Annotated in this window: 19 protein-coding genes; 5 read left to right on the forward strand and 14 right to left on the reverse strand. The window is 72.9% G+C overall.

Translation table 11 applies throughout. From position 1 onward, the window contains the following. Positions 1 to 147: 147 nt before the first annotated feature. From ACZ42X_RS32680 to ACZ42X_RS32690, 3 genes are all read right to left on the reverse strand, one after another. Entirely contained in the window at positions 148 to 1,926 is a 1,779-nt protein-coding gene (locus ACZ42X_RS32680) for an outer membrane protein assembly factor BamB family protein (RefSeq protein WP_468297887.1), read from the reverse strand. Positions 1,927 to 1,972: 46 nt separating this feature from the next. After that, the gene (locus ACZ42X_RS32685) at positions 1,973 to 3,790 is read right to left on the reverse strand and encodes an outer membrane protein assembly factor BamB family protein (protein WP_468297890.1); all 1,818 of its coding nucleotides are present in this window, start codon (positions 3,788 to 3,790) and stop codon (positions 1,973 to 1,975) included. A gap of 259 nt (positions 3,791 to 4,049) precedes the next feature. Beyond that, positions 4,050 to 5,864, reverse strand: a complete 1,815-nt coding sequence (locus ACZ42X_RS32690; protein WP_468297893.1) for an ABC-F family ATP-binding cassette domain-containing protein — start codon at positions 5,862 to 5,864, stop codon at positions 4,050 to 4,052. A 144-nt stretch (positions 5,865 to 6,008) separates the two neighbouring features. Here ACZ42X_RS32690 and ACZ42X_RS32695 point away from each other — a divergent pair, with 144 nt between their 5' ends. Continuing rightward, positions 6,009 to 6,707: a lipoprotein gene (locus tag ACZ42X_RS32695; RefSeq protein ID WP_468297947.1), complete on the forward strand. Its 699-nt coding sequence runs from the start codon at positions 6,009 to 6,011 to the stop codon at positions 6,705 to 6,707. Between the two features lie 92 nt (positions 6,708 to 6,799). Here ACZ42X_RS32695 and ACZ42X_RS32700 read toward each other — a convergent pair whose 3' ends face one another. The 6 genes from ACZ42X_RS32700 to rsmI form a co-directional block, all read right to left on the reverse strand. Further along, positions 6,800 to 7,699, reverse strand: a complete 900-nt coding sequence (locus ACZ42X_RS32700; RefSeq protein WP_468297895.1) for a 4-(cytidine 5'-diphospho)-2-C-methyl-D-erythritol kinase — start codon at positions 7,697 to 7,699, stop codon at positions 6,800 to 6,802. After that, positions 7,696 to 8,574, reverse strand: a complete 879-nt coding sequence (rsmA, locus tag ACZ42X_RS32705; protein WP_468297898.1) for a 16S rRNA (adenine(1518)-N(6)/adenine(1519)-N(6))-dimethyltransferase RsmA — start codon at positions 8,572 to 8,574, stop codon at positions 7,696 to 7,698. The genes ACZ42X_RS32700 and rsmA overlap by 4 nt, the downstream gene beginning before the upstream one ends. Next, positions 8,571 to 9,788: a ubiquitin-like domain-containing protein gene (locus ACZ42X_RS32710; protein ID WP_468297901.1), complete on the reverse strand. Its 1,218-nt coding sequence runs from the start codon at positions 9,786 to 9,788 to the stop codon at positions 8,571 to 8,573. Before ACZ42X_RS32710 ends, rsmA begins: the two co-directional genes overlap by 4 nt. 352 nt (positions 9,789 to 10,140) lie before the next feature. Continuing rightward, a complete protein-coding gene (locus ACZ42X_RS32715; protein WP_468297904.1) occupies positions 10,141 to 11,010 on the reverse strand; it encodes a TatD family hydrolase in 870 nt (289 codons plus the stop codon). A gap of 31 nt (positions 11,011 to 11,041) precedes the next feature. Beyond that, entirely contained in the window at positions 11,042 to 11,494 is a 453-nt protein-coding gene (locus ACZ42X_RS32720) for a hypothetical protein (RefSeq protein ID WP_468297906.1), read from the reverse strand. A gap of 142 nt (positions 11,495 to 11,636) precedes the next feature. Continuing rightward, a complete protein-coding gene (rsmI, locus tag ACZ42X_RS32725) occupies positions 11,637 to 12,539 on the reverse strand; it encodes a 16S rRNA (cytidine(1402)-2'-O)-methyltransferase (protein WP_468297909.1) in 903 nt (300 codons plus the stop codon). Between the two features lie 52 nt (positions 12,540 to 12,591). On the opposite strand from rsmI, the gene ACZ42X_RS32730 reads away from it, so the two are divergent. From ACZ42X_RS32730 to ACZ42X_RS32740, 3 genes are all read left to right on the forward strand, one after another. Further along, positions 12,592 to 14,331 (forward strand): dolichyl-phosphate-mannose--protein mannosyltransferase, encoded by a 1,740-nt coding sequence (locus ACZ42X_RS32730; RefSeq protein ID WP_468297912.1) that lies wholly within the window; start codon positions 12,592 to 12,594, stop codon positions 14,329 to 14,331. Positions 14,332 to 14,428: 97 nt separating this feature from the next. After that, positions 14,429 to 16,093, forward strand: a complete 1,665-nt coding sequence (locus ACZ42X_RS32735; RefSeq protein ID WP_468297915.1) for a penicillin-binding transpeptidase domain-containing protein — start codon at positions 14,429 to 14,431, stop codon at positions 16,091 to 16,093. Positions 16,094 to 16,300: 207 nt separating this feature from the next. Continuing rightward, entirely contained in the window at positions 16,301 to 17,197 is an 897-nt protein-coding gene (locus ACZ42X_RS32740; protein WP_468297918.1) for an NAD(P)-dependent oxidoreductase, read from the forward strand. Positions 17,198 to 17,261: 64 nt separating this feature from the next. Here ACZ42X_RS32740 and ACZ42X_RS32745 read toward each other — a convergent pair whose 3' ends face one another. Genes ACZ42X_RS32745 through ACZ42X_RS32765 form a run of 5 tightly spaced genes read right to left on the reverse strand, consistent with a single transcriptional unit; the run spans position 17,262 to position 21,597 of the window. Beyond that, positions 17,262 to 17,768, reverse strand: coding sequence for a peptidylprolyl isomerase (locus tag ACZ42X_RS32745; RefSeq protein WP_468297920.1), 507 nt, complete (start codon positions 17,766 to 17,768; stop codon positions 17,262 to 17,264). A gap of 10 nt (positions 17,769 to 17,778) precedes the next feature. Then, positions 17,779 to 18,960, reverse strand: coding sequence for a serine hydrolase domain-containing protein (locus tag ACZ42X_RS32750; protein WP_468297923.1), 1,182 nt, complete (start codon positions 18,958 to 18,960; stop codon positions 17,779 to 17,781). Positions 18,961 to 18,999: 39 nt separating this feature from the next. After that, a complete protein-coding gene (locus ACZ42X_RS32755) occupies positions 19,000 to 19,776 on the reverse strand; it encodes an energy-coupling factor ABC transporter ATP-binding protein (protein ID WP_468297926.1) in 777 nt (258 codons plus the stop codon). Beyond that, positions 19,773 to 20,534 carry a cobalt ECF transporter T component CbiQ gene (cbiQ, locus tag ACZ42X_RS32760; RefSeq protein ID WP_468297929.1) on the reverse strand — a complete coding sequence of 254 codons (762 nt, stop codon included), beginning with the start codon at positions 20,532 to 20,534 and terminating at the stop codon, positions 19,773 to 19,775. Before cbiQ ends, ACZ42X_RS32755 begins: the two co-directional genes overlap by 4 nt. A 1-nt stretch (position 20,535) precedes the next feature. After that, entirely contained in the window at positions 20,536 to 21,597 is a 1,062-nt protein-coding gene (locus tag ACZ42X_RS32765; protein ID WP_468297932.1) for an energy-coupling factor ABC transporter permease, read from the reverse strand. Positions 21,598 to 21,767: 170 nt separating this feature from the next. Between ACZ42X_RS32765 and ACZ42X_RS32770 the strand changes: the two genes are divergently transcribed. After that, positions 21,768 to 22,163: an SsgA family sporulation/cell division regulator gene (locus ACZ42X_RS32770; RefSeq protein ID WP_468297935.1), complete on the forward strand. Its 396-nt coding sequence runs from the start codon at positions 21,768 to 21,770 to the stop codon at positions 22,161 to 22,163. The last annotated feature ends 21 nt before the right edge of the window (positions 22,164 to 22,184 follow it).

Consider the following 22,184-nt stretch of genomic DNA (forward strand, 5'->3'; position numbering starts at 1 on the left):
CTCCCCCTTTTTTTGCAAGAACCCCTTGGGGGGGCGGGGTTTTGGGTGGGGGGGGGTGGTTGGGGTTTTTTTGGGTGGCCGTCCTGTCCTTTTGTTTGTGCGGTTTCCCGGGCCGGATGACGGACCCGCCCCAGGGGCGGGCGGGCGTCAGTGCGTGGTGTACGCCAGCACGAAGTACTGCTTGTCGTCGACGGAGGAGCTGCTCGGTTCGGAGATCATCCGCTCCGAGATGAACAGCCGTCCGGCGGTGTAGCGGATCTCCGCGTGGTCGAGCGAGAAGCTCGACTCGGCGTCGCGCACCGCTTCGTCGGCCGGGTTCTCCATCAGCACCGTCTGCTTGAAGGTGGAGCCGTCGATGCTGACGATCTGGCCGCCCTTGTCGTAGGGCGGTTCCTTGTACGCGATGATGTTGCCGCCGTCCATGCGCAGCGGGAACACCGAGTAGCGGTCGCCCGCCTCGGCCTTGTCGCTGGTGGGCTTGCCGGTGGTGAGGTCGAAGGAGACGATCTCGTTGGTCTGGCCGTAGCCCTCGCCCGCGCCCTCGTGGTCCTCGGTGGGGAGGTAGACGCGGCCGTTGCCGACGACGACCTTGCTGCACGCCTCGACCAGCGTCGAGTCGCAGTCGCCGGCGAACCGCTCGGCGTCCACGGCGATCTTGGCCTTGAGCTTGCCGGTCTTCTCGTCGATGGAGAAGAGGTCGGAGATCCCGGAGCCGTCACCGGCGGTGTCGCCGACGTCGGCCGCGACGACCAGCGGCTTGGTGGAGACGATGCTCGCGTACTCCACCCCGTCCGGCATCTTGAACTGCGCGAGCGGCTTCCCGGTCTTCGGGTCGAGGTTCTGGATCAGCACGTACTGCTGGTTGCGCGGGCCGCACTTGCGGGCCGCGACGAGGGCCGCGCCGCCGCCGTACCCCATGTCGTAGCACTGCTCGGCGTTGATCTGGGGCTTCCAGAGCTCCTTGCCGGTGGCCAGGTCCCAGGCGCCGCCGCCGTCCGTGCCGCCCGCGGCGACCGCGCCGGCGCCGACGGTGACCTCGCTGAACCGGATCTTGGGCCCGTTGCCGATGCCGGCCGCGGACTTGCTCCACAGCAGCTTGCCCGTGGTCAGGTCGATGACGCCGACCTCGGTGCACGGCTGGTAGTACTTCGGGGCGACGCGCTTGGTGGCCTCGAAGGCGATCGCCGTCTTGTTGTCCTGGACGTGGCGGGACGCCGCGCAGACCTGGCCGGGCAGGGGGAGGGTCCACAGCGGGGTGCCCTTGTCGAGGTCGTACCCGACGACCGAGTCGATGCCCGACTTCACGTACGCCTTGTCGGTGGTCCAGGAACCGGCCACGGTCGTCACGTCCGGGACCTTGGGGTGCGGCATCTGGAAGGCCACCTTGGAGCGGATGTTGGCGGGCACCGTCTCCTTGCCCGGCCCGTCGGGCGCCTTGCCGCCGCCGTCACCGCCGCCCCCTCCGGCGGTGGCGCCGGCGGTGGCGCCCTTCGCCTCGTCGCCCTTGCCGCCCTCGTCACCGCTGGTGCTCGCGTACCAGATGCCGCCCGCGATGATCAGGGCCACGGCGACGGCCGCGGCGATGATGATCCGCAGCTGCGTGGACGGCTTCCTGCCGCCCTGCGGGGGCAGCGGCGGCTGCTGGTGCACGGGGGCGGTCGGGTAGCCGTAGCCGTACGGCTGCTGGCCCGGGACCTGGCCCGGGACCTGGCCGGGGGCCTGCCCGGGGGCCTGGGGGTAGCCGTAGCCGGGGGGCTGGCCCGGGGCCTGGGGGTAGCCGTAGCCGGGGGCCTGACCCGGAGCCTGGGGGTAGCCGTAGCCGGGGTTCGGCGGCGGCGGGGTGGGGGCGCCGAAACCGCCCTGGGGCGGCTGGCCCGGCGGGGGGCCCGGCGGTTGGTTCGGTGGCGGCGGGGGCGGCTGCGTCATGGTGTGGGTCCCTCTGGGGTCCGGTTCGGGCCCTGCTGCTGGTGCGTCACTTGGAGAAGGCCATCATCGTCTTGGTCTGCTTCTCCTGTTCGTCGTTGCTCGCGCTCACGCGACCGCTGACGATGAAGAACCGGCCGTCGGCGTAGGCGTACTGCGCGTCGAAGAAGGACCGCTCGATCTGGGCCGTCGACTGCGGGTGCTGGAGCAGCACCGCGGGCTTGCCGCCGGTCGGCGCGAGCGTGGCGACCGCGCCGCCCCGGTCCCAGGAGCCCTCCATGTAGAGCAGCACGTTGCCGCCCTCCATGCGCAGCGGCGTCATGGTCTTCTTCGGGCCCGCCGAGGAGCGCCACTTGGCCTTGCCCGTGTCGAGGTCGAACGCCACCACGTCATTGGTGCCGTCGGTGACCGAGGTGGGCGCGGTGGCCATGTAGAAGGTGGAGGCGTCGGCGGCGACGCCGACGCAGCCCTCCAGGTTCTGGCCGAAGACGATGAAGCTGCCGCCGCAGTTGATCTCGAACTTGTCCTTGCCGCCGTCGAGGGTGGAGCGGAGCTTGCCGGTGTCCGTCAGCGCGAAGACGGACCACTTCTTCTCCTTGCGCTGGGTCGCCGAGACGACCAGCGGGCTGACGGAGTAGACCTTGTCGACCTCCCAGTTGGGGGCCAGCTTGTACGACCACTTGGGCTTGCCGGTCGCCGGGTCGACCTCGCTGATCTGGTGCTGCTGCTTCTCGTAGTCGCCGGTGGGGCAGCTGGCGGCGGCGATGAGCTTGGGGCCGCCGGCGAAGGCGTACGGCTGGCAGCCGCCGGACGGCTTGCCGAAGAGCTGCTTGCCGTCGGTGAGGGAGTAGCCGTAGGAGTTGTTGGTGCCGGCGGCGGTCACGGTGGTGCCGCTGATGGCGAGCGTGACGTCGGAGAGCGCGCTGAAGCCGGTGCCCTTGGCGATGGTCTGCTTCCAGCCCGCCTTGCCGGTCTTGAGGTCGATCTGCTGGAGCTGGAGGCAGTCGGCCCGGTCGCCGTTGCCGTCCTTGACGCCGATGACGATGGTGCCGTTGGCGGCGGGCGCGACGGGGGCGGCGCACACCTCGGTGGTGAACGGCACCTCCCACTTCTTCTTGCCGTCGGCGACCGAGTAGCCGGCGACGCTCTTGTACATGGCCTTGACGAGGGTGTCGCCGACGACCCAGGGGCCGTACACGTCCGCGCCGTTGCGCGGGAGGTCGACGTCGTTGGTGCCGAGCCAGGCGACCTTGGCCTCGCCGTCCTTGCGCCCGGCGTTGAGGTCGTCCCCGGCGTCGCGGCCGCCGCCGCTGCCGTCGCCCTTGTCGACCTCACCGGAGCCGGTGGGGGCGGGCGCGGCGCTGGAGCCCTTGGCGTCGGACTTCTTGGGGTCGGTGTCGTCGCCGCTCAGGGCGAACCAGGTGCCGCCGCCGATGACGAGGAGGGCGGCCACGGCGGCGCCGATGATGACGCCGGGCTTGCCCTTGAAGGGGTTGCGTCCGCCGCCGGCGGGCCCGGGCGCGGGCGCGCCGGGGTACTGCGGCTGCCCCGGGTAGCCGCCGTAGGCGCCGGGCTGCGGCTGGCCGTAGGGGCCCGGCTGGGCGCCGTAGGGGCCGGGCTGGGGGGCGTACGGGCCCGGCTGCTGGGGGTAGCCGTAACCGGGCTGGGGGCCCTGCGGCGGGGCGGCGGGCGGCGGGCCGGCCGGGGGCTGCGACGGCGGCATGGGCGGCTGGGCCGGCGGCGGCATCGGCGGCTGGGCCGGCGGCGCCGGCGGCTGGCCGGGAGGCTGAGGGAATCCCTGCTGCGGGTCCTGCGGAGACCCGAAGCCGCCCCCCTGCGGCGGTTGCTGGCTGGGCGGCTGAGTCATCAGCGCTTCCCCCTTCGTGCGGTCCGGTGACCGACCGGCCTCCCCCGCGATTCCGGGGCGTCGCACGTACGCGCACGCGTACCGCCGGAATGGAGCGAATCGGACACGGATTCCGCAGTGTTACGTGAGTCGAGCGGGGTTTCTTTCTATCACTCGGCCATGACGGCGAACGGGCCGGTCCGCCCCTGTTCCCAAGGGAGGACCGGCCCGTGATGCCCTCGTTATCCGCTCTCCACGCCTTCGCCACGTCCCTCTGAGGTCAGGCGTCCTCGGCGAGTTCCAGCCAGCGCATCTCCAAGTCCTCGCGCTGTGCGGCCAGTTCCCTCAGCTCCGCGTCCAGTTTCGCCACCTTCTCGAAGTCCGTGGCGTTTTCGGCGATCTGGGCGTGGAGCTTGCCCTCCTTCTCGGAGACCTTGTCGAGCTGGCGCTCGATCTTCTGCAGCTCCTTCTTGGCCGCGCGGGAGTCGCCCGCCGACTTCTCCTTCGCGGGCGCCGGCGCGGACGCGGCCGCGGCGGCCGGTGCCGGGGCGGCCGTCTCGATCATCTTCTGGCGCCGCTCCAGGTACTCGTCGATACCGCGCGGCAGCATGCGCAGCGTGGCGTCGCCGAGGAGCGCGAACGTCTTGTCCGTCGTGCGCTCGATGAAGAACCGGTCGTGGGAGATGACGACCATCGAGCCGGGCCAGCCGTCGAGGAGGTCCTCGAGCTGGGTGAGGGTCTCGATGTCGAGGTCGTTCGTCGGCTCGTCGAGGAAGAGGACGTTCGGCTCGTCCATCAGCAGCCGCAGCAGCTGGAGGCGGCGGCGCTCACCGCCGGAGAGGTCGCCGACGGGCGTCCACTGCTTCTCCTTGGTGAAGCCGAACTGCTCGCACAGCTGCCCCGCGGTCATCTCCCGGCCCTTGCCGAGGTCGACGCGGTCGCGGATCTGCTGGACGGCCTCCAGCACGCGCAGCGTCGGCGGCAGTTCGGCGACGTCCTGCGACAGGTACGCGAGGCGTACCGTCTTGCCGACGACGATCCGCCCGCCGGCCGGCTGCTTCTCGCCCTGGGTGGTGGCGGCCTCGGCGAGGGCGCGCAGCAGGGAGGTCTTGCCGGCGCCGTTGACGCCGACCAGGCCGATGCGGTCGCCGGGGCCGAGCTGCCAGGTCAGGTGCTTGAGCAGCATCTTGGGCCCGGCGGTGACGGTCACGTCCTCCAGGTCGAAGACGGTCTTGCCGAGCCGGGCGTTGGCGAACTTCATCAGCTCGCTGGTGTCGCGCGGCGGCGGTACGTCGGCGATGAGCGCGTTCGCCGCCTCGATGCGGAACCGCGGCTTGGAGGTGCGCGCCGGGGCGCCGCGCCGCAGCCAGGCCAGCTCCTTGCGCATCAGGTTCTGCCGCTTGACCTCCTCGGTGGCGGCGATGCGCTCGCGCTCGGCGCGCGCGAAGACGTAGTCGGAGTAGCCGCCCTCGTACTCGTGCACCGCACCGCGCTGCACGTCCCACATGCGCGTGCAGACCTGGTCGAGGAACCACCGGTCGTGGGTGACGCAGACGAGCGCGGAGCGGCGGGCCCGCAGGTGCTGGGCGAGCCAGGCGATGCCCTCGACGTCGAGGTGGTTGGTCGGCTCGTCGAGGACGATGAGGTCCTGCTCGGCGATGAGCAGCTTGGCGAGCGCGATGCGCCGCCGCTCGCCGCCGGAGAGCGGCCCGATGACGGTGTCGAGGCCCTGGGGGAAACCGGGCAGGTCGAGCCCGCCGAACAGCCCGGTGAGCACGTCGCGGATCTTGGCGCTGCCGGCCCACTCGTGGTCGGCGAGGTCGCCGATGACCTCGTGCCGGATGGTGGCGGCCGGGTCGAGCGAGTCGTGCTGCGTAAGCACGCCGAGGCGGAGCCCGCCGCTGTGCGTGACGCGGCCGGTGTCGGCCTCCTCCAGCTTGGCGATCATCCGGATGAGGGTGGTCTTGCCGTCCCCGTTGCGCCCGACGACACCGATCCGGTCCCCCTCGGAGACGCCGAGGGACACACCGTCCAGCAGGGCACGGGTGCCGTACACCTTGCTGACTGCCTCGACATTGACGAGGTTGACTGCCATTTCACTCCTGTACGGGGGGACGGGCCGACCTACCAGGGTAGCCGCCGCGGGCGGGGCGGCAGCGTCCGGTAACCGATCAAGCGATCGGCTGCCCGGCACCCGTGCGGTAGCGTGCGCGTTCGTTCGTTCGAGCTCGGGGTGGGGATGGTCATGGGGCGGTACGTGGTGCGGGGCGCGGTTCCGGCGGTCGCGGTGGCGGTGGCGGGGCTGCTGCTGAGCGGGTGTTCGTCCGACCCGGAGAAGCCGGAGGAGACGGGCGACAAGAAGCCGCAGGCCTCGGCGTCGGCCGCCGCTTCCGCCGAGCCGTCGACGGCCGCGTCCGCCGGCGCGTCCGCTGCCGCCGCCGTCAAGGGCGCGACCCTCGGTGGCGCGGGGTCGCCGTGCGTGCTGCCCGTGTCGTTCGACATCGCGAAGGACTGGAAGGCGAAGAAGGTGACGCCCCCGGAGGACCCGGACTTCGCCGAGCTCATCCGCCAGGGCCCGGTCACGACGGTCTGCGAGGTGGACGCCAAGCCCGCCGGGAACATCGGCTTCCTGCGCGTCTGGACCGGCACCGAGAAGGGCGCGTCCGCGCGCGCGACCCTGGAGGCGTTCGTGACCGCCGACAAGGGCGCGAGCAAGGCGCGGTACAGCGAGACGAAGGCGGGCGCCCTGCCGGCGGTGGAGGTCACGTACACGTACACCAGCGAGCTGCTCGACGAGTCGAAGCCGGAGCGCGCCTTCGCGGTGGCGACCCCGGGCGGCCCGGTGGTCGTGCACCTGGGCGGCCTGGACGCCGAGGAGCACGAGGCGATGCTCCCGGCGTACGAGCTGGCGAAGACGTCGGTCGCCCTGGCCGGCTGACCGGCTGGCCCGCTGGTCGGGCCGCTGGTCGGGCCAGTGGGCATCGACGACGAGCGCCTACAGGACTGAGGGCCTCATTGAGGCCCCAGTCCTCACACCACCGTCGCCCCCGGCGCGGGCGACGTCGCCACCCGGGCCGTGCGGCAGGTGCCGGAGGCGAGCAGGGCGTCGGCGATAGCGGCCGCCGCGTCCGCGTCCTTGGCCAGGAACGCGGTCGTCGGGCCGGAGCCGGAGACCAGGCCCGCGAGGGCGCCCGCGTCCGTGCCCGCCGCGAGGGTGGCGGCGAGGGAAGGGCGCAGGGAGAGCGCGGCGGGCTGGAGGTCGTTGGCGAGGGCGGCCGCGAGGGCGGTGGCGTCGCCGGTGCGCAGGGCCTCCAGCAGGTCGGACGAGGCGGCCGGGGCGGGGACGTCCGTGCCCTCCACGAGCCGGTCGAACTCCCCGTACACCGCCGGTGTCGACAGGCCGCCGTCCGCGACGGCGAACACCCAGTGGAAGGTGCCGCCGACCTCCAGCGGCTCCAGGCGCTCGCCCCGGCCGGTGCCGAGCGCGGCGCCGCCGATCAGCGAGAACGGCACGTCGCTGCCGAGCTCGGCGCAGATGTCGAGGAGTTCCCCGCGGGTGGCCCCGGTGCCCCACAGGGCGTCGCAGGCGAGCAGCGCGCCCGCGCCGTCGGCGCTGCCGCCCGCCATGCCACCGGCGACGGGGATGTCCTTGGCGATGTGGAGGTGGACGTTCGCGGGGATGCCCCGGCGCGCGGCGAGGGCGAGGGCGGCGCGGGCGGCCAGGTTGGTCGCGTCCAGCGGCACCTGGCCGGCGTCCGGGCCCGAGCAGGTGATGCGCAGCGCGTCGGCGGGGGTGACGGTGACCTCGTCGTACAGGGAGACGGCGAGGAAGACGTTGGCGAGGTCGTGGAAGCCGTCGGGCCGGGCCGGGCCGACCGCCAGCTGGACGTTGACCTTCGCCGGGACGCGTACGGTGATGCTCTCGGTCACGCTGTCTTGGCCTCCGCTGTCTTGGCCTCCGCGATGCGGGCGAACTCTTCCACGGTGAGGGCCTCGCCGCGCGCCTGCGGCGAGATGCCGGCGGCCACCAGGGCGGCCTCGGCGGCGGCGGGCGAGCCGGCCCAGCCGGCGAGCGCGGCCCGCAGGGTCTTGCGGCGCTGGGCGAAGGCCGCGTCGACGACCGCGAAGACCTCTTCCTTCGTCGCCGTGGTCTTGACCGGCTCGGTGCGGCGGACGAGCGAGACGAGGCCGGAGTCGACGTTCGGCGCGGGCCAGAAGACGTTGCGGCCGATGGCGCCGGCGCGCTTGACCTCGGCGTACCAGTTGGCCTTGACCGACGGCACGCCGTACACCTTGTTGCCGGGGCGCGCGGCGAGCCGGTCGGCGACCTCCGCCTGGACCATGACCAGGGTCCGGTCGATGGTCGGGAAGCGGTCGAGCATGTGCAGCAGGACGGGCACGGCGACGTTGTACGGCAGGTTCGCGACGAGCGCGGTCGGCGCCGGGCCGGGCAGCTCCCGCACGTGCATCGCGTCGGAGTGGACGAGCGTGAAGCGGTCCTTCTTCGCGGGCATGCGGGCGGCGACGGTCGACGGCAGGGCGGCCGCCAGCACGTCGTCGATCTCGACGGCGACGACCCGGTCCGCCGCCTCCAGCAGCGCCAGCGTCAGCGAGCCGAGGCCGGGTCCGACCTCCACGACGACGTCCTCGGGGCGCACCTCGGCCGTCCGGACGATCCGGCGGACCGTGTTGGCGTCGATGACGAAGTTCTGGCCGCGCTGCTTGGTGGGGCGTACGCCCAGCGCGGCGGCCAGTTCGCGGATGTCGGCGGGGCCGAGGAGGGCGTCGGGATCAGTGGTGCTCACCGATACAGCCTACGGCCGCAGTGCGGCCACGGACTCGACCCCTGCTGCACGTAGAGCTTCTTCGCCCGGTATGTCTGTTCCGAGGCGGGGGCGTCCTGCGGAACGCCGCGGCCGCCGAGCCGCTGCCAGGTGCCGGGGTCGAACTGGTACAGCCCGCCGTAGGTCCCGGAGGCGTCGACGGCGTCCGGGCGGCCGCCGGACTCGCACTGGGCGAGGGCGGCCCAGTCGAGGTGGTCGGCTCCGGCGACGGAGGTCGGCATCGGCTTCGTACCGACCAGCACCCGTTGCGTGACCGGCTCGCGTACGACCTCGTCGGCGATCTTCCGGGGCCGCTGGCGCACGCCGTTGACCGTGCGGACGGCGTAGGTGACGCGGCGGGCGCCCGGGCGGCCCTGCCGCTCCACCACCTCGGTACCCACGTGCAGGGACGGGTCGCGGACCCGTTCCACGGCGTACGGGATGGACTGCTCGCGCACCTCCTGGGAGCCGGTGATCCGCAGGACGGTGATCGTCTGCCCGTCGCGCGGGAAGCTGCCGGGCTCCACGGAGGTGGTGTCCTCGCCGCTGAGGACGATGCCGGCCTGCTCCACCGCCTCGCGGACGGTGGCGGCGTTGGTGCGGATGGTGCGTTCGCGGCCGTCGGCGAGGAACGTCACCGTCCGTTCCGTCCGGACGTCCAGGGTCAGGCCGCGGCGGGGGATCCCAGCGGTGCGGGAGACGGACAGGTAGGCGCCCTCCGCCCGCACCCCGAACTGGCGCAGCGCCTCCTCGACAGTGCGGGCGGTGGTCCAGACGCGGCGGCTGCGGCCGTCGAGGGTGAGGGCGAGGGGGCGGCCGTACCGGACGACCACCTCGTCGCCGTTGCCGAGCTCGGCGCCCGGCGCGGGGGCGACGACGTCGTGCGCGCCGACGCGCAGGCCCTCGTCGGCGAGGAGCTCGGAGACGTCGTCGGCGAAGGTGTGCAGGGTGCGCGGTACGCCGTCGACGGAGAGGCGTACGACCTTGTCGCTGGCGACGAAGGCGCTGGTGCCGCCGGCGAGGAACGCCACGACGAGCGCCTGGGGGACGAGGCGCCACACTCCGTCGGGCGCGGGCCCGTGCCACGCGGCGCGGGCGCCGCCCCGCCGCGCCCGCCGGGCTTCGGCGCGCCCGCCGTGGAGGGCGGGGGCGGTAGTAACGGTGCCCGCGGCGGCGGTGCCCGCGACGAAAGCCACCCGGGACTCGGGCCCCGGGGCGGTCGGGGCCTCTTCCTGGGCGCCGCCGTGCCGCCCCTGCCGTGCCCGGCGGGCGGCCGCGCGGCCGACCGAGGGCGCCGGGGCCGGGGCCTGGGGGAGCGCCGCCAGGGTGGGGGCCTCCGGGTCGGCCGCGGCTCCCTGGCGCGGCACGCCGGGGTGGGCGGGCGCGGGCGGAGGGACCGGGGCCGGGCCCGTAGGGGCGGGCTCGAAGGGCGCTCGGAATCCGTTCACGAGGCCGGGACCCTAGCGGAGCGTCCGTCACTCTCCAAAGCGGCTCGACTACGCAGGGTCGTACCGTTACCCTGCGCCCGGTCCCCGCGCCCGTGATCCCTCAGTAACCAAAAGCGCGCGCCGTGTTGACGCCGATCGCCGTCGACATGGCCTCCTCGTCGATGCCCCTGACGGCCGCCATCGCGCGGACCGTGATCGGAACGAGATACGGCGCGTTGGGCCGTCCGCGGTACGGCGCGGGCGTCAGGAAGGGCGCGTCCGTCTCCACCAGGACCAGGTCCAGCGGGGCGACGGCGAGGGCGTCGCGCAGCGGCTGGGCGTTCTTGAAGGTGACGTTTCCGGCGAAGGACATGTAGTACCCGGCGTCGGCGCAGATACGGGCCATGTCGGCGTCGCCGGAGTAGCAGTGGAAGACGGTCCGCTCGGGGGCGCCCTCCTCGGCGAGGACGCGCAGGACGTCGGCGTGGGCCTCGCGGTCGTGGATGACGAGGGCCTTGCCGTGGCGCTTGGCGATCTCGATGTGGGCGCGGAAGGAGCGCTCCTGGGCGGCCATGCCCTCGGGGCCGGTGCGGAAGTAGTCGAGGCCGGTCTCGCCGACCGCCTTGACCTCGGGCAGGGCGGCGAGCCGGTCGATCTCGGCGAGCGCGTCGTCGAGCGCCGCGTCGCCGCCGCCTTCCCGGGCCCCCTGCCGGGACCAACCGTCGGGATCACCGTGCACGATCCGCGGGGCCTCGTTGGGGTGCAGGGCGACGGCCGCCCAGACGTTGTCGTACGCGGCGGCCGTCTCCGCCGCCCAGCGGGAGCCCTTGAGGTCGCAGCCCACCTGCACGACGGTCTCGACCCCGACGGCGGCGGCCTTGGTGAGGGCCTCCTCCACGGTGCCGGACTGCATGTCGAGGTGGGTGTGGGAATCGGCGACCGGCACCCCGAGGGGCTCGGGCAGCGGCGGCGGGGCATCCTTCGCACTCATGCCCCGATCGTACGAGCCGCCCGGGAGCCGGTTACTTGCGGTGCCAGTGGCGCAGGAGGTCGCCGAGGTGCCAGTGGTGCGGTTCGCGCCGCGTCTGCTCCTCCGGGCCGCGCTCGGTCTTCGGCTCCTCGGCCTTCTGGCCCGTCGGCCCGGCGGGGGCGACCGGTTCGGTCTCCTGCCCGGTGTCCCCGGTCCCCTTCCGCTTCTCCGTCGTCTCGTACGCCTGCGCCATCAGGTCCAGGACCGACGACACCCGCCCGGACCGCATGATGCGGACGCGGTGCGACTCGCAGTTGGGGCACGTGGGGTTGGAGAGCGGCGAGGGAACGCGGCGCCCCTCGGCCCTGTAGACCACGAACTCATGTCCGCTCGCGTCCGTGTAGTGCTCGATGTCGTAGGCCTGCTCCCAGCCGTATCCGCACTTCATACAGGCGAAGGAGTACGCCTCGTGGGCGACGGGAGGAGTGCTGGTGGTCTCGCTCATGCTGGCTCCTTTCCACTGCTGCCAGTGGACGCCTTTACGGGCGGGAGCGCATCGCCACTTGCCGGAAATTGGTCCGGCTTTGGGGCATCCCATGCCGAAAGGCCTGCCGAGCGGTCGGGGCTTTGCTTTTTACGATAGTCCTTTACTCTCCGGCGGGCTTGGCCGAGCTTCCGCCTGGCGCGTTCTTTGCCGCCACGACGGCATCGAACACCTCCCGCTTGGGCAGGCCCGCCTCGGCGGCGACCGCCGCGATGGCCTCTTTCCGCCGCTCCCCCGCCTCCTCGCGCGCCCGCACCCGGCGCACCAGCTCCTCCGCGTCGAGGTCGCCGGGCGTGGGCTCCGGGGCGCCCTCCACGACGATGGTGATCTCGCCGCGCACGCCGTCGGCGGCCCACGCCGCCAGCGCGCCGAGGCCGCCGCGCTTGACCTCCTCGTACGTCTTGGTCAGCTCGCGGCAGACGGCGGCGCGCCGCTCCCGGCCGAAGACCTCGGCCATCGCGGCGAGCGTGTCGTCGAGGCGGTGCGGGGCCTCGAAGTAGACGAGGGTGCGCCGCTCGGCGGCGACCTCGCGGAGCCGGCCGAGCCGCTCGCCGGCCTTGCGCGGCAGGAAGCCCTCGAAGCAGAAGCGGTCCACGGGCAGCCCGGACAGCGCGAGCGCCGTCAGCACGGCGGACGGGCCCGGCACGGCGGTCACCCGGATGTCCTGCTCGACGGCGGCGGCGACCAGCCGGTAGCCGGGGTCGGAGACGGACGGCATGCCCGCGTCGGTGACCAGCAGCACGCGCGCCCCGCCCGCGAGCGCCTCGACCAGCTCGGGGGTACGGGCGGACTCGTTGCCCTCGAAGTACGACACGACCCGGCCGCGCGTGTGCACGCCGAGCGCCTGCGTCAGCCGCCGCAGCCGCCGGGTGTCCTCGGCGGCGATGATGTCGGCGCCCTCCAACTCGGCGGCCAGCCGCGGCGGGGCGTCCGCCACGTCACCGATCGGGGTCCCCGCGAGGACGAGCGTTCCGGTTACCGTTCCCGTTCCTGTCACAGGTGCCATCCTCGCAGCCCGGAGAGGCGACGCGCACAGGCGCGTTCCCTACGATGGCGCGGTGACCAGTACTGCTCAGAAGGCCCTGCGCGCACAGGGCGCCGACGGCATCGGGAGTCCGCCCTCCTGGCAACGGCGCCTGCGCCGCTTCGGCTACGCCCCGCGGCCGGTGCCCGGCCTGCGGGAGCGGCTGGTTCCCCCGTACACGCGCCCCTCGGGCCGGATGTGGACGGTCCTCGGGGTGCCGCCCACCACGGCGGACGGGCTGGTGCGCCTGACGGCGTGGGGCGGGCCGCTGCTGGTGGCGCTCGTGGCGGGGGTGCTGCGGTTCTGGAACCTGGGACAGCCGCACGCGGTGATATTCGACGAGACGTACTACGCCAAGGACGCCTGGGCGCTGATCAACCAGGGGTACGAAGGGTCCTGGCCCAAGGACGTCGACAAGTCGATCCTGGCCAATCCCGATGCGGTGATCGTGCCGACGGAACCGGGCTACGTGGTGCACCCGCCGGTCGGCAAGTGGGTCATCGGACTCGGCGAGTGGATCTTCGACTTCACCCCGTTCGGCTGGCGCTTCATGGTGGCGCTGCTCGGCACCTTGTCGGTGCTGATGCTGTGCCGGATCGGGCGGCGGCTGACGCGGTCGACGTTCCTCGGGTGCCTGGCGGGCGCGCTGCTCGCGGTGGACGGGCTGCACTTCGTGATGAGCCGGGCGGCGCTGCTCGACCTGGTGGTGATGTTCTTCGTGCTGGCGGCCTTCGGCTGCCTGCTGGTCGACCGGGACCGGGCGCGGGCGCGGCTGGCCGCCGCCCTGCCGGTCGATGCGGACGGGGTGCTCCGGCCGGACGTGCGGATCGCGGAGACCCTGGGCCTGGGGTGGCGGCCGTGGCGGATCGGCGCCGGGGTGCTGCTGGGGCTGGCGTGCGCGACGAAGTGGAACGGCCTGTACTTCCTGGCGGCGTTCGGTGTGATGACGGTCCTGTGGGACGTGGGCGCGCGCCGCACGGCGGGTGCCTTCCGGCCGTACGGGGCGGTGCTGAGGCGCGACCTGCTGCCGGCGTTCGTGTCGACGGTGCCGGTGGCGGTCGTGACGTACATCGCCTCCTGGTCAGGCTGGATCTTCACGGGCAAGGGCTACTTCCGGGACTGGGCCACGAAGGACGGCAAGGACAGCATGTGGTCCTGGCTGTTCCCGGACTGGTGGCGCAGCCTGTGGCACTACGAGACGCAGGTCTACGACTTCCACATCCAGCTCACCTCGGGGCACACGTACCAGTCGAACCCGTGGAGCTGGATGGTGCTGGGCCGGCCCGTGTCGTACTTCTACGAGGACCCGGCACCGGGGACGGCCGGCTGCCCCGCGGACGCCACGGAGAAGTGCGCGCGCGAGGTGCTGGCGATCGGTACGCCGCTGCTGTGGTGGGCGGCGTGCTTCGCGGTCCTGTACGTCCTGTGGCGCTGGCTCTTCCGCCGCGACTGGCGCGCGGGCGCGATCGCCTGCGCCTTCGCCGCCGGGTGGGTGCCGTGGCTGCACTACGAGCACCGCACGATCTTCCTCTTCTACGCCGTGGTGTTCGTCCCGTACCTGTGCCTGGCGGTGGCGATGATGGCGGGGGCCATGCTGGGCCCGCCGGGCCACGACGGCTCGGCGGAGCGGCGGCGCACGCTGGGGGCCGTGGGGGTGGGCGTGCTGGTGCTGCTGATCATCTGGAACTTCATCTACTTCTGGCCGCTGTACACGGGGCAGTCGATCCCGATGGACGAGTGGCGGGACCGGATGTGGCTGGATACGTGGGTGTGAGCCGGGGCTGACGTTCCGTTCGGATAACGACTGGCACCGTTGTCACTACCGTCCCGTACCGTTACTGCCGTTTACGGGGCGGAGGGGGACTGCACGGATGCGCAGCGGAGCGAAGGTAGCCGTCGTCGGCAGTGTGTTCGCCGTGGTGGCGGGCGGCGTCGGGTACGGCGCGTACAACCTGTGGAACGGGGTGATGGGGACGACGGCCGCGTCCTCGTCGAAGGCCGCCCCCGGGACGCGGAGCGCCGGGAGCGGGCCGGTCACCGCCGACGAGGTGGAGCGGACGGCGAAGGACTTCCTGGCGGCGTGGGCCGGGGGCGACGCGGACACGGCGGGCGGGCTGACCAACGCCGCCGGCACCGCGGCCCCGGCCGTACGGGGTTTCCGCGAGGAGGCCCACGTCTCCCAGGCGGTCATCACGCCGGGCAAGGCGGTCGGTACGAAGGTGCCGTTCACGGTCGACGCGACGGTGACGTACGAAGGCGTCTCCAAGCGGTGGACGTACGCCTCCGAGCTGACGGTGGTGCGGGGCGTCACGACGGGCAGGCCGCTGGTGGACTGGCAGCCGGCGGTCATCCACCCGAAGCTCACCAAAAACGCGGTCCTGCGGACGGGCGAGGCGCCCGACCCGCCGGTGAAGGCCGTCGACCACGAGGGCCGGGAGCTGACGAGGGAGACGTACCCCTCGCTCGGCCCGGTCCTGGACCAGCTGCGCGAGAAGTACGGCTCCGAGACGGGCGGCAAGCCGGGCGTGGAGACGTGGATCGAGCCGGCGGCCGGGGGCGCGGCCGAGGGCGCGGCGAAGGAGACGCTGCTGACGCTCGCCAAGGGCGAGCCGGGCGAGCTGCGGACCACGCTGGACGCGGACGTGCAGGCCGCCGCCGAGCAGGCGGTGCGGCGGTACGGCGAGTCGTCGGTGGTGGCGATCAAGCCGAGCACCGGTGAGATACGGGCGGTCGCCAACAACCGGAAGGACGGCTTCAACGCCGCCTTCCTCGGCCTCCAGGCGCCCGGTTCGACGATGAAGATCGTGACGGCGGCGATGATGCTGGACCAGGGCGTGGTCTCCGGCCCCGGCGACCGCGTGGAGTGCCCGGCGAACATCACCTGGGACGGCGTCCCCTTCCACAACCTGGACGGCTTCGACATCCAGGGCGGCACCTTCCGGGACAGCTTCCGCCGCTCCTGCAACACCGCCTTCATCAAGGCCGTCAAGCCGCTGAACGACAAGGGCGTCGCCGGTACGGCGCTGGGCACCACGGCCCGCACGTACTTCGGCATCGGCGAGGAGTGGAACACCGGCGTCCGCTCCATCGACGGCAGCGTGCCGCAGTCGGCGGGGGCCGAGACGGCGGCCTCGTACATCGGCCAGGGCAAGATCACGATGAACGCCCTCAACGTCGCCTCGATCGCCGCCACCGCGAAGAACGGCTCCTTCAAGCAGCCGGTCATCGTCCCGCGCGACCTGCTCGACCGCGCACCGGCCACCGCCCGGCCCCTCCCCGGCTCCATCGCCAGCGCCCTGCGCGACATGATGCACGCGACGGCGACCAACGGCACCGGCGCGCGGGCGATGTCCGGGCTCGGCACGAACGACAAGGGCGCGAAGACCGGTTCGGCCGAGGTGGACAACCAGGGCTCCTCCAACAGCTGGTTCACCGGGTACGCCGACGACCTCGCGGCAGCGGCGGTCGTCCAGTCGGGCGGCCACGGCGGCGACGCGGCGGGGCCGCTGGTCGCTTCGGTGCTGAAGGCGCGGTAGGGCGCGCGGGGCGTACGCCCACCGCTGACTGCTCGGCGTTTGCCACGAGCGTCGTCGTAGGGGCGGTGTACGGCGTCGGCGCCCGAGCCCTGATCGTCGAAGACGACTTCCTTGACCTCAAGTGCGGTTCAGTTTCTAGCGTGACGTTCCGCACCACCGTGTCGCCCCGCACCAGCCGGGCCCACGGCGACCTGAATGAGGATGACGATGACGACGACCGCCTCAGCACAGACCGATGCCCAGCCGGCCGTGACCGTGCTCGGGTTGGGCGAGATGGGCTTCGCCCTCGCGAGCGCCTTCCTGGACGGCGGGCATCCGACCACGGTGTGGAACCGTACGCCGGAGAAGGCCGACGCCCTGGTCGCCAGGGGGGCCCAGCGGGCCGCGACCGTCCGCGACGCCGTCGCCGCCGGTTCGCTCGTGGTCGTCAGCGTGAAGGGCAACGCCACGGCCCGCGCGCTGCTGGAGACCTCGGGTGACGCGCTGTCCGGGCGCGCCGTGCTCAACCTGACGGACGGGACGTCGGCGGAGGTCAGGGCGGTGGCCGACTGGGCCGGGCGCCAGGGCGTGCAGTACCTCCACGGGCAGATCATGACGATCGCCCCGGCGGTCGGAGGCGCGGAGAGCGTGGTCTTCTACGGTGGCTCCGACGCCGTGTACGGGCGCTACCAGCCGACGCTCCGGCTCATCGGCGGCCGGGGTGCCCTGATCGCGGCCGACGCCGGTATACCGGCCCTGTACGGGATGGCCGTGCACGGCACGATGTGGGGCGCGCTCAACGGGTTCCTGCACGCGGCCGCCCTGCTGTCCAGCGAGGGCATCGAGGTGAAGCGGTTCCTGGACGACGCCGCCCCGTCCCTCTCCGCGCTGCTGGCCTTCCTGCCGATGACCGCCGACGAAGTGGACCGCGGCGCGTACGCGACGGAGTACGGAGCACTCCAGCACCACCGTCCTTCGCTCGAGGACCTCGTCCGCGAGAGCGAGGCGCGGAACATCGATGCCGCGTTCCCCGGCTACACCCTCGGTCTCGTGAACAAGGCCGTGGAAGAGGGGCATGCCAAGGACAGCTACGCGCGGCTGGTCGAGCACTTCAGGAAGCGGTGAGCAGGGCCGGCGGCGCGGCCGCAGGGACCGGCCGCGCGGCGGCCGGTCCTGTTGCGGCGGGGGCTCAGACCGTGCCGGACTTGGCGATGGTGACCTTGGCCTTCGGGGTGCCCGCGCTGGTGCCGAGGGCCTCGATCTTCTTGACCAGGTCCATGCCCTCGAGGACCTCGCCGAAGACGACGTGCTTGCCGTCGAGCCAGTCGGTGACGATCGTCGTGATGAAGAACTGCGAGCCGTTGGTGTTGCGGCCCGCGTTGGCCATGCTCAGCAGGCCCGGGCGCGTGTGCTTGAGCTGGAAGTTCTCGTCGGCGAACTTCTCGCCGTAGATGGACTTGCCGCCGGTGCCGTTACCGGCGGTGAAGTCGCCGCCCTGGAGCATGAAGGCGGGGATGATGCGGTGGAAGCTGGAGCCCTCGTAGCCGAAGCCGTGCTGGCCGGTGGCGAGCTCGCGGAAGTTGCGGGCCGTCTTCGGGACGACGTCGTCGTACAGCTTGAAGACGATCCGGCCGGCCGGCTCGCCGTTGATCGTGATGTCGAAGAAGACGTTGCTCTTGTCGCTGTTGTCAGTCATGGGAATCACCCTAGGTGACGTCTCCGGCGATCGCCGCACGGACCGCCCGTATCAGCGCCTGGGCCCGCGGGTCGGCCGTGACGCCCTTGCGCATGCCGTTGGTGACGTAGCCGAGCGCGATGCCCGACGCCGGGTCGGCGAAGCCGAGGGAGCCGCCGCGGCCCGGGTGGCCGAAGGAGCCGGGGGACAGCAGGGGCGAGGCAGGGCCGTGGAGCATGTAGCCGAGGCCGAAGCGGGTGTTCACCACGAGGACGCGGTCCGGGCCCACGGCCTCCTCCGTACGGGCCATGGCGAGCGTCGCCGGGGCGAAGAGGCGGTGGCCGTCGACGGGGCCGAGGGTGGCGGCGTAGAACCGGGCCAGGGCGCGGGCGGTGGAGATGCCCGCCGAGGCGGGGAGTTCGGCGGCGCGGTACGCGGGGTCGTTCTCGTCGGGGGCCGGGGCGATCGCCCCGAAGGCGCGCCGGGTGAGGGAGGCGGGGTCGGCGTAGGCGTCGGCGACCGAGCGCTTGGGCCGCAGCTTGAGCGAGCCCCCCGCGCCGCCGCCCCCGGCAGGCTCCTCGACGGGGCCGACGCGGCCGACGCGGTGCGCCTCGTCGTCGGGGAGGCCGATCCACAGGTCCAGGCCGAGGGGCCGGGCTATCTCCTCGGCGACCCAGCGGCCGATGGTGCGGCCGGTGACCCGCTGGACGAGCGCGGCCAGCAGCCAGCCGTACGTCTGGGCGTGGTAGCCGTGGGCGGTGCCCGGCTCCCAGGCGGGCGCCTGCGCGGCGACGGCGGCCGCGGCGGTGTCCGGGTCGGCGGCTTCGGCGAAGGTCAGCGGCCGGTCGACGGCCGGGACGCCCGCCTGGTGCGCCAGCAGGTGCCGGACGAGGGCCCGCTCCTTGCCGGCGGCCTTGAACTCCGGCCAGTACGTGCCGACGGGCGCGTCCAGGTCCAGCTGCCCGCGCTGGTGCAGCAGCAGGGGTACGGCGGCGGCCACGCCCTTGGTCGCGGAGCGGACGATCTGGGCGGTGTCCACGGCCCAGGGGGCGGTCCCGTCCACGTCCTTGGCGCCCGCCCAGAGGTCGACGACCTTGCGGCCGTCGCGGTAGACGGCGACGGCCGCGCCCCGTTCACCCCGCTGTTCGAAGTTGCGGATGAAAGCGTCCTTGACCGGCTCGAAACCCGCCTGCACTGTGCCCTGGACGTCCACGCCCACCCCTTTCGCTCACCCCCATGGTGCAACGCGCAGTTACGAGGCCGGATTCCGGGTGGGGGTGGGGGTGGCCATGGGGTCGAAGCCGAACGGCAGCTCCAGGCGGTGCCGCCGCATGAGCGCGTCGTCGCAGAGCAGCTCACGGGTCGGTGCGTCCGCCGCGATGACGCCCTCGCTGAGGATGACCGACCGGGGGCAGAGCTCCAGGGCGTACGGCAGGTCGTGCGTGACCATCAGGACGGTGACGTCCAAGGAGCGCAGGATGTCGGCGAGTTCGCGGCGGGAGGCCGGGTCCAGGTTGGACGACGGTTCGTCGAGGACGAGGATCTCCGGTTCCATGGCGAGGACGGTCGCGACGGCCACGCGCCGCCGCTGCCCGAACGACAGGTGGTGCGGCGGCCGGTCCGCGAAGGCCTCCATGCCGACCCGGGCGAGGGCCTTCATGACGACGGCCTCCAGCTCGGGGCCGCGCGTCCCGGCCGCCGCCGGGCCGAAGGCGACGTCCTCGCGGACGGTCGGCATGAAGAGCTGGTCGTCCGGGTCCTGGAAGACGATGCCGACCTTGCGGCGGATCTCCGCGAGGTTCGCCTTCTCGACGGGCAGCCCGGCGACCGTCACCGTGCCGACCCCGCCGCCGAGGATGCCGTTGAGGTGGAGCACGAGCGTGGTCTTGCCGGCGCCGTTGGGGCCGAGGAGGGCGACGCGCTCGCCGCGCTCGACGGTCAGGTCGACGCCGAAGAGCGCCTGGTGGCCGTCGGGGTAGGCGTACGCGAGGCCGCGTACCTCCAGCGACGGGACGAAACTGAGACTCATAGCGTCCATCCCAGCAGACAGACGACGAGTGCCGTGAGCGGGAGGGCCGCGGCCGCCGACCACTGGGCCCGGGAGGCCGTCGCCTGGTCGATGACGGGCATGGTGCCGGCGTAGCCGCGGCTGACCATCGCCAGGTGGACGCGTTCGCCGCGCTCGTACGAGCGGATGAAGAGCGCGCCGGCGGACTTGGCGAGCACACCCCAGTGGCGTACGCCCCTGGCTTCGAAGCCGCGCGAGCGGCGGGCGACGGACATGCGCCGCATCTCGTCGGTGATGACGTCGCCGTACCGGATCATGAAGGAGGCGATCTGGACGAGGAGCGGGGGCAGCTTCAGCCGCTGCAGGCCGAGCAGCAGGGCGCGCAGCTCGGTGGTGGCGGCGAGGAGGACGGACGCGGCGACGCCGAGGGTGCCCTTGGCGAGGACGTTGAAGGCGTCCCAGAGGCCGGGTACGGAGACGGAGACGCCGAGCACCTCCGTCTGGTGCCCCGGCACCACGAACGGCATCAGGAACGCGAAGGCCACGAACGGCACCTCGATCACCAGCCGCCGCAGCACGAAGCCCGCCGGGACGCGGGCAGCGGCCGCGACCGCGCCGAGCAGCGCCGCGTACAGGCCGAAGGCCCACACGGCCTCGCGGGGCGTGGAGACCACGACCACGACGAAGCAGAAGACGGCGGCGAGCTTGCAGTGCGGTGGCAGCCGGTGCACGGGCGAGTGCCCGTGGCGGTAGAGCTTGTGCGAGTGGCCGGCGCCCACGTCAGACGGTTTCCCGCTCGACCGAGGCCCCCGGCGCCGCCGCCGCCTCCGCGCGGCGGCGCCGTACGGCCCAGAAGACGCCCGTGCCGACCACGACCGTGGCGCCCACGCCGATGGTGCCCGCCAGCCCCCCGGACAGGCGGGCGTTCGTGACGCCGCTGACGCCGTAGTCGGCGAGCGGCGAATCCTTGGCGGCGTGGTCCTCGACCTTCTTGTCGATGCCCTGGTCGGCGGCGACCTTCTCCAGGCCGTCGGGGCTGGCGGAGGCGTAGAAGGACACGATTCCGGCCAGCGCGAGGGCGGTGACCAGGCCGGCGGCCCACACCTTCTTGGTGGAGCGGGGCGCGGCGGCGGCCGGAGCCGCGGCCGGGGCGGCGTCGACCAGCTCCCCGCCGACCCGCAGCTTGAGCGGCGCGGTCAGCCCGCGGGCGCCGTACACCAGGTCGGGGCGTACGGCGATGACGGCGCCGACGGTCGCGGTGGTGATGGCCGCCTCGCCGATGCCGATCAGGACGTGGACGCCGACCATCGCGGTGAAGACCTTGGTGACGGGGACGTCGGTGGTGCCGCCGACGGCGTAGATCAGCGTGAACGCGGCGGCCGCGGCGGGCACGGAGACGAGCGCGGCGACGAAGGAGGCGACGGTCACCGAGCGGCGGGTGCGCGGCAGGACGCGGACGAGGCCGCGGAAGAGCCCGTACGCGGTGAGGACGGTGACCGCACCCATGACGGTGATGTTGACGCCCAGCGCGGTCAGGCCGCCGTCGGCGAAGAGGATGCCCTGCATCAGCAGGACGACGGCGATGACGAGCACGCCGGTGTACGGGCCGACGAGTATCGCGGCGAGCGCGCCGCCGAGCAGGTGTCCGCTGGTGCCGGCGGCGACGGGGAAGTTCAGCATCTGCACGGCGAAGATGAACGCCGCCACGAGCCCCGCGAGCGGCGCCGTCCTGTCGTCCAACTCCCTGCGGGCCCCGCGCAGGCTCACGGCCACCGCGCCCGCGGCGACGAGGCCGGCGGCCGCGGAGACGGGCGCGTTGATGAAACCGTCGGGGACATGCATGGCGGGGACCGCTTTCGGACAGACAGGCTGGCGACTGGCGTGGACCGTTCGATGATGGGGCTTCTTGCGAACAAGTTGCAAGAGCGTACCCGTCACAGAACGAGCCGGGGCGCACGCGCCAGAAAAATGGGACATTAGGGATAGGTCAGGCGAGTGTGAGGAGTCGCACGATGGTCCCCGCCGAGGAAACCCCTCCTGAGGGGCACACGTACCCCATGGTCGAAGTCCACGCCAAGGGGCTGATCGTCGATGACGGCCCCCTTTCCCGCCCCGTCCCCGTCGCGCTGCGCTGCGACCCCGCCGACACCGAGGCCGACGATTCCGCCACCGTCCGCCTCGTCTTCCCCGAAGGCACCACCTGGACCTTCCCCCGGGCCGTACTGGAGCGGGGCCTGCGCGCCCCCGCCCGCCACGGCGACATCGGGGTCTGGCCCTGCGGCCGGGTCCAGACGGTGGTGGAGCTGCACTCCTCCGGCGATGTCGCGATGGTGCAGTTCGACTCCTCCGCCCTCCTGCGCTTCCTGCGGCGCACGTACGCCGCCACCGCGTCGCACGTGACACGGTGACGGCGTAGCCGGAACGGGCGA

It is taken from the genome of Streptomyces sp. NPDC030862, from assembly GCF_055571835.1.